The organism is Streptomyces scabiei 87.22, assembly GCF_000091305.1.
Taxonomy (GTDB): Bacteria; Actinomycetota; Actinomycetes; order Streptomycetales; family Streptomycetaceae; genus Streptomyces; species Streptomyces scabiei.
In genome coordinates this window covers 951,650-963,912 of record NC_013929.1, presented here as the reverse complement: position 1 = coordinate 963,912, position 12,263 = coordinate 951,650, and the positions used below count along the sequence as shown (strand labels likewise).

Annotated in this window: 9 protein-coding genes; 5 read left to right on the top strand and 4 right to left on the bottom strand. The window is 72.1% G+C overall.

The window, feature by feature from the left end; all coding sequences use genetic code 11:
• Positions 1–34: 34 nt before the first annotated feature.
• Positions 35–2,065, top strand: coding sequence for an elongation factor G (locus SCAB_RS04035; RefSeq protein WP_012998773.1), 2,031 nt, complete (start codon positions 35–37; stop codon positions 2,063–2,065).
• 201 nt (positions 2,066–2,266) lie between these two features.
• Entirely contained in the window at positions 2,267–4,132 is a 1,866-nt protein-coding gene (locus SCAB_RS04030; protein WP_037727022.1) for a cellulase family glycosylhydrolase, read from the top strand.
• Here SCAB_RS04030 and SCAB_RS04025 read toward each other — a convergent pair.
• Positions 4,125–5,390 (bottom strand): YncE family protein, encoded by a 1,266-nt coding sequence (locus SCAB_RS04025; protein ID WP_012998771.1) that lies wholly within the window; start codon positions 5,388–5,390, stop codon positions 4,125–4,127. The genes SCAB_RS04030 and SCAB_RS04025 overlap by 8 nt on opposite strands.
• Before the next feature lie 214 nt (positions 5,391–5,604).
• On the opposite strand from SCAB_RS04025, the gene SCAB_RS04020 reads away from it, so the two are divergent.
• Positions 5,605–6,270 (top strand): TetR/AcrR family transcriptional regulator, encoded by a 666-nt coding sequence (locus SCAB_RS04020; RefSeq protein ID WP_012998770.1) that lies wholly within the window; start codon positions 5,605–5,607, stop codon positions 6,268–6,270.
• A gap of 337 nt (positions 6,271–6,607) precedes the next feature.
• Here the strand turns inward: SCAB_RS04020 and SCAB_RS04015 are convergent, their stop codons facing one another.
• Together SCAB_RS04015 and SCAB_RS04010 are read right to left on the bottom strand one after the other, a co-directional pair.
• The gene (locus SCAB_RS04015; protein ID WP_041668878.1) at positions 6,608–7,825 is read right to left on the bottom strand and encodes a glycosyltransferase; all 1,218 of its coding nucleotides are present in this window, start codon (positions 7,823–7,825) and stop codon (positions 6,608–6,610) included.
• A gap of 109 nt (positions 7,826–7,934) precedes the next feature.
• Entirely contained in the window at positions 7,935–8,300 is a 366-nt protein-coding gene (locus SCAB_RS04010; protein ID WP_012998768.1) for a nuclear transport factor 2 family protein, read from the bottom strand.
• A 178-nt stretch (positions 8,301–8,478) separates the two neighbouring features.
• Between SCAB_RS04010 and SCAB_RS04005 the strand changes: the two genes are divergently transcribed.
• Together SCAB_RS04005 and SCAB_RS04000 are read left to right on the top strand one after the other, a co-directional pair.
• A complete protein-coding gene (locus SCAB_RS04005; protein WP_012998767.1) occupies positions 8,479–8,775 on the top strand; it encodes a hypothetical protein in 297 nt (98 codons plus the stop codon).
• Positions 8,776–8,959: 184 nt separating this feature from the next.
• Positions 8,960–10,420, top strand: coding sequence for an aldehyde dehydrogenase family protein (locus tag SCAB_RS04000; protein WP_037726739.1), 1,461 nt, complete (start codon positions 8,960–8,962; stop codon positions 10,418–10,420).
• A 31-nt stretch (positions 10,421–10,451) separates the two neighbouring features.
• Here the strand turns inward: SCAB_RS04000 and SCAB_RS03995 are convergent, their stop codons facing one another.
• A complete protein-coding gene (locus tag SCAB_RS03995) occupies positions 10,452–12,212 on the bottom strand; it encodes an ABC transporter ATP-binding protein (RefSeq protein WP_012998765.1) in 1,761 nt (586 codons plus the stop codon).
• Positions 12,213–12,263 lie beyond the last annotated feature (51 nt).

Here is a 12,263-nt window from a genome sequence, read left to right as displayed (position 1 = left end):
GAAGGAACGTCCCCCCTCTCCAAGGACCCGACGCTTGTCACGCATCCTGAACCTCGGCATCCTCGCGCACGTCGACGCCGGTAAGACCAGCCTGACCGAACGCCTCCTGCACACCGTCGGCGTCATCGACGAGATCGGCAGCGTGGACGACGGCAGCACCCGCACGGACACCCTCGCGCTGGAACGGCGACGAGGCATCACCATCAAGTCCGCCGTCGTCTCGTTCGAGATCGACGACCTCACCGTCAACCTCATCGACACCCCCGGCCACCCCGACTTCATCGCCGAGGTGGAGCGCGTGCTCGACGTGCTCGACGGCGCCGTCCTGGTCGTCTCGGCCGTCGAGGGCGTCCAGGCACAGACCCGTGTGCTGATGCGCACCCTGCGGCGCCTGCGCATCCCCACGCTGGTCTTCGTCAACAAGGTCGACCGCCGCGGCGCGCGCCACCGGGACCTGCTGGAGAGCATCGCGGCCCGGCTCGACCCGGCGATCGTCTCCCTGGGCGAGGTCGCCGAACTCGGCACACCCGCGGCCCGCTTCACCCCGTACGCCCCCCTGCCGCCCCGGCTCCTCGAACTCCTCGCCGAGCACGACGAGGACCTGCTCGCCGCCTACGTGGACGACGGGGCGGCCGTCCCCGACAGCCGACTGCGCGAGGCCCTCGCCGCCCAGACGGGCGCGGCCCTGGTCCACCCGGTGTTCCACGGCTCGGCGATCACCGGCGCGGGAATCGCCGAACTCGTCGACGGCATCAGCGGACTGCTGCCGGCGACGGACACGACCGACACGACGGACCCCACGGACGTCACGGGCTCGGCCGGCGCGGACACCCCGCCCTCCGCCACCGTCTTCAAGGTCGAGCGCGGTCCGGCGGGCGAGAAGATCGCCTATGTGCGGATGTTCACCGGAACCGTACGCGTCCGCGATCGTCTGCCCTTCCGGGACGGCACCCGCGAAGGCAAGGTCACCGGGATCGGCGTCTTCGAGGGCGGGGGCGCCGTGCGCGCGACGGCCGTGAGGGCGGGCCGGATCGCACGGCTGTGGGGCCTCGCCGACATCCGGATCGGCGACACCGTCGGCACCCCGCGGGCCCGCGCGGCCGGCGGGCACCACTTCGCCCCGCCCACCCTGGAAACGGTCGTCCTGCCCGCCCGCGCCGAGGACGCCGGCGCCCTGCACGTCGCCCTCACCCAACTCGCCGAGCAGGACCCGCTGATCGGTCTGCGCCACGACGAACTCCGCCAGGAGCTCTCGGTGTCACTCTACGGGGAGGTGCAGAAGGAGGTCGTCCAGGCGACGCTCGCCGACGAGTACGGACTCGACGTCACCTTCCGCGAGACGACGCCCCTCTGCGTCGAGCGTCTCGCCGGATGCGGCGCGGCCGTCGAGTACAACAAGAAGGACGGCAACCCGTTCCTCGCGACGGTCGGGCTGCGGGTGGAGCCGGCGCCGGCCGGCGCCGGGGTCGGGTTCCGGCTGGAGGTGGAGCTGGGATCCATGCCGTACGCCTTCTTCAAGGCCGTCGAGGACACGGTCCGGGAGACCCTGGAGCAGGGACTGCACGGCTGGCGGGTCCCGGACTGCACGGTCACGCTGACGCACTGCGGCTACTCGCCCCGCCAGAGCCACGCCCATCAGGGCTTCGACAAGAGCATGTCGAGCACCGGCGCGGACTTCCGGGGCCTGACCCCGCTGGTCCTGACGGACGCCCTGCGGCAGGCCGGCACCCGCGTCCACGAGCCGGTGCACCGCTTCCGCGTGGAGGCCCCGGCCGACACCCTGGGCGCGCTGCTGCCGGTGCTCGCCGCGCTGCGGGCCGTGCCGCGGGACACCCGCGCGAGCGGGGCGGCCGTACGGCTGGAGGGGCTGGTGCCCGCCGCCCGGGTGCACGAGCTGGAGCAGCGGCTGCCCGGACCGACCAACGGGGAGGGCGAGCTGGAGACCGCGTTCGACCACTTCGCGCCCGTCGCCGGCCCGGACGTCCCCGCACGGCCGCGCACCGACCACAACCCCCTCGACCGCAAGGAGTACCTGCTGAACCTGACCCGGCGGCTGGGGATCTGAGCGGCGGCGCGGGACGTACGCGCGGGGGCCTCTATCGGGTCCCCGCGCGCCCGCGCAAGGGCCCACCGGGCCGCGCGGGGCAAAGAATCGGCCGTGAAAGGTGAACTCCCCTGAAAAAAGGGGTACTTACTCGTGCGTCAGTTGCTATTGACGGCCCGCCTGACCATTGGGACGGTAGTGCACATGTCGAATGTGGCGGACATGTCAAGATTGCGTATTCGTCTGCTCGGTGTCCTGGTACTCGTCACCGGCTTCCTGACCATGGCGGGCCCCACCCAGCCCGCCTCCGCTCTCACTGATGATCTCTGGTTCGACTCGCAGGCCGCGGCCACCCTCACCGTCGAGGGCGGCCGCTTCAAGGACGGACTCGGCCGCGAGGTCGTCCTGCGCGGCTACAACGTCTCGGGTGAGACGAAACTCAAGGAGAACAACGGTCTGCCCTTCGCGTCGGTCGCCGACGCGAGGAAGTCGGCGACCGCGCTCAGAGCGCTCGGCGGCGGCAACTCCGTCCGCTTCCTGCTCTCCTGGGCGTACGCGGAACCGGTGCGCGGGCAGGTGAGCACCACCTACCTCGCGGCGGCCACCGCACAGATGGGTGCCTTCCTGGACGCGGGGATCAGGGTCTACCCCGACTGGCACCAGGACCTGTACTCCCGCTGGCTGTTCGACTCCGACAGCTGGTACACCGGCGACGGCGCGCCCAAGTGGGCCGTCGACCTCGGCAACTACCCCGACGAGTACTGCGGGATCTGCCCGTTCTGGGGCCAGAACATCACCTCCAACGCGGCGGTGACGAAGTCGACGTACGACTTCTGGCACAACACCTACGGTGTCCAGGACTCCTTCCTCGACACCGCGCAGAAGACGATGGCGTACGTGAAGTCGAACCTCACCTCCGCCCAGTTCCAGGGCGTCGTCGGCTTCGACCCGTGGAACGAGCCGCACCCCGGCGTGCTCGACTCGGGCCAGACCAGCAGGACGTGGGAGAAGGACGTCCTGTGGCCGTTCTACGTCAAGTTCCGCTCCCGGATGGACGCGGCGGGCTGGCAGGCCAAACCGGCCTTCGTGGAGCCGAACCTCTTCTGGAACGCCAACATCGACTTCCAGAAGCAGGAGGGCGGCCTCCTCGACGCGGGCACCATCGGACCGCGCTACGTCTTCAACACCCACTTCTACGACCAGAAGGCGATCTCCGGCATCTTCATGTGGGGCAAGGCGGAGAACGGCCAGTACGTCAACGACTTCGGGACCGTGCGCGACCGGGCCGCCGCCGGCGGGACCACGGCCGTCGTCAGCGAGTTCGGACACCCGCTGAGCGGCTCGGTCTCCGACAAGGCGCCCACGGTCTACAAGGCCATGTACCAGGCGCTCGACTCCCGGGTGAAGGGCGTCGACTGGTGGTCGAAGCCGGCCTCCTCGGGTCCGGTCCTCTCCGGCTCCCAGTGGCAGTGGGACATCTACTGGGGCCGCCACCACGAGCTGATGAACGACAACCCCGACAAGGTGCAGGCCGAGGCGGACGGCTGGAACGGTGAGGACCTCTCGGCCGTACGCCTCGACGACTCCGGTACGGCCGTGCTCCGCCAGGACGCCCGGATGCTGGACCGGATCTACCCGAGCGCCACGGCGGGCAGCACGGTGGCCTTCACCTACGAGGACCGTTCGCGCGACGGTTCCACGACCCTGACGTGGAACCCGGTGCCCGGTTCACTGCCGAACGTCTCCTCGCTCGTCGGCTCCGGCCAGTACTCCCTGCTGGTCTGGCGCTCGGACGGCAGCGCGGAGCCGACCGAACTCCACCTCCCGGCGTCCTTCCCCACCGCGTCCACCACGGTGGTGTCCGACCTCGGGGTGACGGCGGCGCCGCCGGCGTACACCACGTCCACACCGATCGCCGCCGCCAAGGAGCCGGGCGGCACCGGCAGCCGCCGTCTGCTGCTGACCGCCGCCGACACGGGCAAGCTGCACTACGCCCTGGTCACCAACGGCGCGACAGCCCCGTCCGCCGCGCAACTGGGCGCGGCACGGACGGAGCTGTCGAACTGGCTGACCGCCAGGTTCAGTTAGCCGAGGGTCCGGTCCAGTCGGCGGGCACCTGTGCCACGCGCACCCGCTGGGGGTGGTCGCCGACTGCGACGGACACGGTCTTCTTCCCGGTGGCGAAGTCGATCGCCGTGACCTGGTCGGCGCCGCTCTCGGAGACCACACAGGACTTGCTGTCACCGCTGACGGTCGACCAGTACGGCTTGGAGACGGGGACGAGCGGGCCCTCCTGGAAGGTCGCGCGGTCCACCACGGTGGCGTAGTCGTCCATCGTGCCGGCGATGCACAGCTTCGTGCCGTCCGGCTTCATCGTGAGGCCGTGGTGGCGCGAGTCGTTGACGAAGGTCGTGCGGTCGTCGCTGACGCCCGGGGACTTCGGCAGGGTCTTGGTGCGGGTGATCTTGTCGGTGGCGATGTCGTACTCGAAGAAGCCGTTGAAGAACGACACCTGGAAGTACAGCTTCGTCTCGTCGGGCGAGAAGGCGGCGGGACGGACCGCGTCGGAGTAGTCGCGCAGCCCGATGGCGTCGAGGCGTGCGCGCATGTCGATCACCTTGACCTGCTGGAAGGTGTTCGCGTCGGCAACCGTGATCTTGCGGTCGCCCTTCGTCCAGTCCAGCCAGGGCGCGTCGCTCTGGGTGTTGACGTCACCGATCGCCATGTTCCAGATGTACTTGCCGTCCTTGGTGAAGATGTTCTCGTGCGGCTTGTCGCCGGTCTTGAACGATCCCAGCTGCTTGCCGGTGACGATGTCCAGCACGTGCACGGTGTTGCCGGTCGACGCCGACACCGCCACGCGCTTGCCGTCGGGGGAGACCGCCATGTGGTCGGAGCGGTAACCCGACACCGGGAAGCGCCAGTTGATGGCGCCGGTCCTGACGTTGATGGAGACCACGTCGGCGAAGCTGGGGCGGGAGACGACCATCGAGGAGCCGTCCGGCGTGGAGTACATGTCGTCCACGTACTGGTCGTGGCCCTCGCCGACGCTGTTGCGGATCGTCATGTAGGCGATCCAGCGGATCGGATCGGCGTTGATCTCCGCCATCCGGGCGTCCTTGTCGGGGATGACGTTGATCCGGCCGATCTTGGCGAAGTCGCCGGAGGCCTTGATGACGTCCGCGGTGCCCTCCCAGTTGTTGCCCACGAACATCACCTCCCGCAGGTCGGCGGCGGCGCTCGCCGGAGAGGCGGTCGCCACGGCCGAGGCGGTCAGCGCGAGCGCGGCGACGGCGGCACCGACATTCCGGGTCCTGCGGCGGCGGGGGGTGGGGACGACGGACATTTCGGTTCCTCCAACTTGCTCAAGGCATGACAAGGCGGCTCGGGGACCGCGAGGGTCTCAGGGGGCGACGGGGAGTCTGAATACGTCGGCGTTCACATGGACTTACTGGAAAGTAAGGAACGGTCCCGCTTCACCACAAGACCGGGGACACGACAAAATCGACCGACGGCCGAACCCGGCCGTCGCGAGTGGCGTCATGTCGGGAGGATTCAACGTGGCGGGCAGGCTCAGACAGCCCACCGGACGGTACGGGGGGAGGTCCGCGGCGGAGCGGACGGCCGAGCGCCGGGACCGGTTCCTCGAAGCGGGTCTTCAGCTGTTCGGCGACAGTCCCGGTTTCCGGGCGACCACGATCGCGGGACTGAGCGAGGCCGCCGGCCTGTCGACCCGCCAGTTCTACGAGGAGTTCAGCACCCTGGAGGAGGTCCTGGCCGCGCTGCACCTGAGGGTCAACGACTGGGCGGAGGAGGCCGCGCTCACCGGACTCGCGGCGGCCGAGGGGCAGTCGATCGCCGAGCGTGCCACGGCGGCGTTCCGCGCCTACGCCGCGAACGTCACCGGCGACCCGCGCCGGCTGCGGATCACCTTCACCGAGATCATCGGCGTCAGCCCCCGCCTGGAGCGCCAACGCCTCGAACGCCGCTCCCGCTGGGTCGACTTCATCTGCGCCGAGGCCACCGCGGCCGCCGAACGCGGCGAGGCCGTCCCCCGCGACTACCGCATCGCCGCCGCGGCCTTCATCGGCAGCGTCAACGGCCTCCTCCACGACTGGCAGGCCGGCTGGGTCGACGCCCCCCTGGACGAGGTCGTCGACGAACTGGTCGGCCTGCTGCTGGGGATCCTGCGCCCGGCGGGATGGAGCCCGGGGGAGGGGGCGTAGGAGGGGGCCCGAACGGGGCGCCGGTGGCCGAGGGGCGGTGGGGGAGACGGGCCGGGGAGGAGAAGGATCGCGGTCCGTTCCCGACCGACCGGGCCGGCGGTCGCCCGGCCGTCGGGTGACGGACCTCCAGGGGAGGGCGGCGGTCCGGGCGAGGCTGCACCGGCCGGCCGTGCCATGACAAGGGCCGGCCGCTTCGGTGACGGGAAGGCCGAGGCGGACGGCGGTGACGGAGCGGGGCCGCCGGTGACCGGGGACGGGCTGGGGTCATGGGGCGGGCCGGTGTCCGCGTCCGTGTTCCCGGCCGGGTGCGGAGGCCGCCGGGCCCGGTGCCGACCGGTCAGGCGAGCCGGTCCAGGGCCGTCAGGACCGGGCGGACCCCGTCCTCACCGCGCAGCTCCTCCGCCAGGACGCGCGCGCGACGGGCGTACGACGGGTCGGTGGTCGCGCGTCGCAGGGCGGCGGCCAGCGCGGTGGGGGTGAAGCCGCGCAGCGGGACGGCTCCCGGGGAGACCCCGAGGGCGACCAGCCGGGCCGCCCAGAAGCCCTCGTCGAACTGGACGGGCACCGGCACCGCCGGGACCCCGGCGCGCAGGCCCGCCGCCGTGGTGCCCGCGCCGGCGTGGTGGACGACGGCCGCCATCCTCGGGAAGAGCAGGGAGTGCGGCACCTCGCCCACGGTGAACATGTCCTCGCCCTCGCCCCGCAGTCCGCCCCAGCCCCGCTGGACGACCCCGCGCAGCCCGGCCGCCCGCAGGGCCCGGACGATCTCGCCGCTCATCCGCCCCGCGTCGGGCACGGTCGCGCTGCCCAGGCCCACGAAGACCGGGGGCGGCCCGGCGTCGAGGAAGTCGAGCAGCGCCGCGGGCAGCAGGTCCTCGCCGTCGTACGGCCACCAGTAGCCGATGACGTCGAGCCCGGCCCGCCAGTCGCCGGGGCGGGGCACCACCCGGGGGCTGAAGCCGTGCAGCACCGGCCGGTCCCCGCCGCGCAGGGCCCCCGCCCGGCCGGCGGGGGCGAGACCGTACTCCGTGCCCAGCCGCCGCACCTCCTCCTTGAAGATCCACTCGACGGCCGCGTTCACCGCGTGCCCGGCCATCCGGTTGCCGACCGGGCCCCAGGACCGGACCCCGGTCATCGGCGGCGCGAACTCCCGGGTCGGCGCCAGGGGTTGCAGGTTCACGCCCAGGCTCGGGACCGACAGCCCCCGGCCGATGGCCTGGCCGAGCGGCGCGACCGCACCGGCCAGCAGCAGGACGTCGGCCGCCCGGGCGGCTGCCACCAGGTCACCCGCCATCCGCCCCACCAGACTCCGCGCCATCTCCGCCGCCCGGTACAGCTTCCCGGCCCCGGTGGAACTCCGGTGCAGTCCCCGGCCGCGCTCCGACTCCAGCTCCGCCCGGGGATCGACGGGAAGGGCGTGGAAGGCGACCCCCGAGCCCGCCACCAGCGGCTCGAACCGGGCGTGCGTCACCAGCGTGACCTCGTGCCCGGCCCGCGCCAGTCCGTGTCCCAGCCCGGTGTAGGGGGCCACGTCACCCCGGGAGCCCGCCGTCATGATCGCTACACGCACGCCCGCCAGTATCGCGTCGCCGCGGGACCCCGGCAGGGGAACGCACCGCGATGTCCCGAAAGAGCCGCTGCCCGCAAGGGCCCGCGCGGGACGGTTACTCGTCCCAGGCCTGCACCATGGTGTGGTCGATGATCTTGCCGTCGCGCAGGGAGATCATCGAACTGGCCCAGACCCGCACCCCGTCGGGGTACTCGCAGGACTCGGTGAGGGCGACCTGATCGCCCTGGACGAGCACCTGCTCGACCTTGTGGGTCATCTCCCGGCCGCAGACGTCGTCGTACATCGCGGCGATCTCGTCCCGGCCGTGCAGCACCTTGGGGTGGCTGGGCTGGGTGTTGCGGTCCACGACGCGCATCTCGGCGTCGTCCGCGTAGAGCGACGTCAGCGTCGTCGCGTTCGCTTCCTCCGTGCCCCGGCGCAGCGCTTCGACATCGAAGGCGGGGCTCGTCGAGGTGCCCATGGCTGACCTCCTTCGAAGGCCGCGGGGCCCGGCAGGAGGCAGCGGGCCGCTCAAGGCCTCTCCTGCCAGGCTCCTCCGCCGGGCGGCGCCCGGCAAGTGCGGTGGCGGACATGCGCCTCACGGGTGAGCGGCCGTGAGCGGCCGTGACCGACCGGGGCCGGCACGCGTTGCTGAGGGCATGATCTCAACTCGACGTGTCGTCGCCGCCGTGGGTCTCGCCATCGGTGTCACGGGCCTGGCCGCACCGATGGCGAACGCGGACGCGACCGCGGAAGCGACCCGCATCAACCCGATGTCCACGCTGGACTCGCTCGCCGTCAGCGACCTCCCCGAGGAGCAGAGGCAGAGCCTTCCGCGTCCCTCGCAGCAGCTCAGGAGCCTCGACCAGGTCCACGAGCTGAACCGGCTCAGCGAGCTGCACCAGGTCACCGACCTGGCCGCGCCCGCCTACGGTCTGCTGGGCGCCGTCCAGTAACGCAGGCGGCCGGACACGGCCGGGAGCCCCGCCGCGCACGGAGCGGTGGGGCTCTTGACATTCCCCGGGAGCCGGGCAGAGCATCACGGAACAGTAACGTAATTGAATTTCGCACTACGATCGTTCGTGAGCGATCATGCTCGATCACGTACCGTCGTCGCTACGTACCCGAGGAAGCAGCATCATGGCTCTGACCCGTGACCTTCTGATCGGCGGCAAGGACGTGCCCGCCGCGTCCGGCCGCACCGCCGAGGACCTCGACCCGTTCACGGGGGAGGTGTACGCGACGGTCGCGGCGGCCGGGCCGGAGGATGTGACTCGGGCGGTGGACGCGGCCGACGCCGCGTTCGAACAGTGGGCCGCGCTGGCCCCGTTCGCCCGGCGGGCGATCCTCCACAAGGCCGCCGACCTGCTGGAGGGCCGCGGCGAGCAGATCGCCGACATCATGGCCCGCGAGGTGGGCGGCACCCGGCCGTGGGCGTACTTCAACGTGGCGCTGGCGGCCAACATGCTGCGCGAGGCGGCGGCCGCGGTCACCGCTCCGCGCGGTGAGGTCCTCGCCACGCAGAAGGAGGGCGCGCTGAGCCTGGCGGTACGCGAGCCGCTGGGCGTGGTGGCGGCGTTCGCGCCGTGGAACGCGCCGGTCATCCTGGGGGTGCGGGCCGTGGCGGCGCCGCTGGCCGCCGGCAACACCGTGGTCGTCAAGCCCAGCGAGGACGCCCCGATCGCCTGCGGGCTGCTGGTCGCGGACGTGCTGCGGGAGGCCGGGCTGCCCGACGGCGTGCTGAACGTGGTGACCAACGCGCCCGAGGACGCCGCCGAGATCGCGGAGGCGCTGATCTCCGACGCACGGGTGCGCGCGGTGAACTTCACCGGTTCCACCGGGGTGGGGCGGATCATCGGCGAGCACGCGGCCCGGCACCTCAAGCCCGCCGTGCTGGAGCTGGGCGGGAAGAACTCCGTGATCGTGCTCGAGGACGCCGATGTGGACTACGCCGTCGACGCCGTCACCTTCAGCGTGTTCATGAACGCCGGGCAGATCTGCATGTGCGGGGACCGCATCCTGGTGCACGAGTCGCTGGCGGAGGAGTTCACGCGGAAGTTCACCGCCAAGGTCGCCACCCTGCAGGCCGGCGACCCCGGCCACCCGCACACCGTGGTCGGCCCGCTGGTCAGCGCGGCTGCCGCCGGGCGGATCGCCGCGCTGGTCGAGGACGCGGTCGCCAAGGGCGCCACGGTCCTGGCCGGAGGCGGCCGGCCGGAGGGCGCGGTGCACCCGGCGACCGTGCTCAGCGATGTCTCCCAGGACGCCGACCTGTACCACCAGGAGTCCTTCGGCCCGCTGTGCGTCCTGCAGACGTTCACCGACGACGAGGAGGCGGTGGCCGCCGCCAACGACACCGACAACGGTCTGAGCTGCGGCATCATCACCGAGAGCGCCACCCACGGCCTGGCCGTCGCGCGCCGGATCCGTACCGGCATCGTGCACGTCAACGACCAGTCCGTGGCCGACGAGCCCATGGTCCCCTTCGGCGGGGTGAAGGCGTCCGGCTACGGCCGCTTCGGCGGCCGCTGGGGCATCGAGGCCTTCTCCAACACCCGCTGGGTCACCATCGCCACCCAGCACTCCCACTTCCCCTTCTGATCCGGCAGGGAAGGGCTCGCGGCGGGCCGGGCTAACCGGCCGTCGCGAGGAACTGCGTGGCCGCCAGCTCCGCGTACAGCGGGTCGGCGGCCACGAGTTCGCGGTGGGTACCGACCGCGCGGACCCGGCCCGCGTCCATCACGACGATGCGGTCGGCCGCCGTCACCGTCGACAGCCGGTGGGCGACGACCAGCACCGTCGTCGTCCGGGCCACGTCGGCGACCGTGTCGCGCAGCGCCGCCTCGTTCACGGCGTCCAGCTGGCTCGTCGCCTCGTCGAGCAGCAGCAGCCGGGGGCTGCGCAGCAGGGCGCGGGCGATGGCCACCCGCTGGCGTTCGCCGCCGGACAGCTTGGTGCCCCGGTGACCGACCAGCGTCTCCAGCCCCTGCGGCAGCTTGGCCACCAGACCGTCCAGCCGGGTGGTCTTCAGCACCCGTGTCAGGTCACCTTCGCCGGCGTCCGGGTTGCCCAGGAGCAGGTTGTCCCGCAGCGTGCCCGACAGCACGGGCGCGTCCTGTTCGACGTACCCGATCGCGGACCGCAGCCGGGTCAGCTCCCACTCGGCGACATCGCGGCCGTCGACCGTGATGAGGCCCGCCTCGGGGTCGTAGAACCGCTCGATGAGCGAGAAGACCGTCGTCTTGCCGGCACCCGAGGGGCCGACGAACGCCGTCATGCCCCGCGCCGGCACCTCGAAGGTCACCCCGTGGTGGACGTACGGAAGGTCGTCGGCGTAGCGGAAGCGGACCTCGTCGAAGGCGAGCGCGGCGGGTGCGGCGTCGGGGGACGGCAGCGGTGCCGGTGCGGCGGCGGGCTCCGCGGGCAGCCGCAGCGCCTCCTGGATGCGGGCGAGCGCGGCGGCACCGGTCTGGTACTGGGTGACCGCTCCCACGACCTGCTGTATCGGCGACATCAGGTAGAAGACGTACAGCAGGAACGCCACCAGCGTGCCCACGTCGATCGCGCCGGTCGCGACCCGGGCGCCGCCCACCGCCAGTACCGTGATGAAGGCGATCTGCATGGCGAGCCCCGCCGTGTTCCCGGCGGCGGCCGACCACTTGGCGGCCCGGACGCTCTGGCGCCACGACTCCTCGGCGGCCGCGTGGATCGTCTCCTCCTCGCGGTGCTCGGCGCCGGACGCCTTCACCGTGCGCAGCGCGCCGAGGATCCGCTCCAGGGAGGCGCCCATCGCGCCGACCGCGTCCTGCGCGGCCCTGCTCGCCCGGTTGATACGTGGCACGATCACCCCGAAGACAAGGCCCGCGCCCACGATCACGCCCAGCGTCACGGCCAGCAGCACCGGGTCCACCAGACCCATCAGCACCACCGTCGCGACCAGGGTGAGCCCGCCGGTGCCGAGGCCCACCAGGGTGTCGGTGGTGACCTCGCGCAGCAGGGTGGTGTCGGAGGTGATCCGGGCCATCAGGTCGCCCGGCTCGCTGCGGTCCACCGCCGTGATCCGCAGCCGCAGCAGATACGAGGACAGGGCGCGCCGCGCGCCGAGCACCACCGACTCCGCGGTGCGCCGCAGCACGTACGAACCCACCGCGCCCACCGCCGCGTTGGTGACCACCAGGACGGACATCAGCACCAGGGCCCAGGTGATGGTCCGGTCGTGCGAGAGATCGTCGATCAGCTCACGGGCCACCAGCGGCAGCGCGAGCCCGGTGGCGCCGGTCACGAGGGACAGCAGCGCGCCCAGCAACAGTGCCCAGCGGTGGGGCCGTACATAACCGAGCAGCAGCCGCCAGGTGGGCGGCTGCCGTTCGGCCGTGGTCTCAGGGGTGCTCACAGGGCTCCTCGGCAGGTCGGTCGGGGAGTGGGGACCGGGGCGCGGAGCTTC

Excerpts from the sequence above, each read along its gene's own strand:
- SCAB_RS04000 (WP_037726739.1), top strand. The coding sequence starts at position 8,960 with ATGGCTCTGACCCGTGACCTTCTGATCGGCGGCAAGGACGTGCCCGCC.
- SCAB_RS04015 (WP_041668878.1), bottom strand. The coding sequence starts at position 7,825 with ATGACGGCGGGCTCCCGGGGTGACGTGGCCCCCTACACCGGGCTGGGA.
- SCAB_RS04010 (WP_012998768.1), bottom strand. The coding sequence starts at position 8,300 with ATGGGCACCTCGACGAGCCCCGCCTTCGATGTCGAAGCGCTGCGCCGG.
- SCAB_RS04030 (WP_037727022.1), top strand. The coding sequence starts at position 2,267 with ATGTCAAGATTGCGTATTCGTCTGCTCGGTGTCCTGGTACTCGTCACC.
- SCAB_RS04025 (WP_012998771.1), bottom strand. The coding sequence starts at position 5,390 with ATGTCCGTCGTCCCCACCCCCCGCCGCCGCAGGACCCGGAATGTCGGT.
- SCAB_RS04005 (WP_012998767.1), top strand. The coding sequence starts at position 8,479 with ATGATCTCAACTCGACGTGTCGTCGCCGCCGTGGGTCTCGCCATCGGT.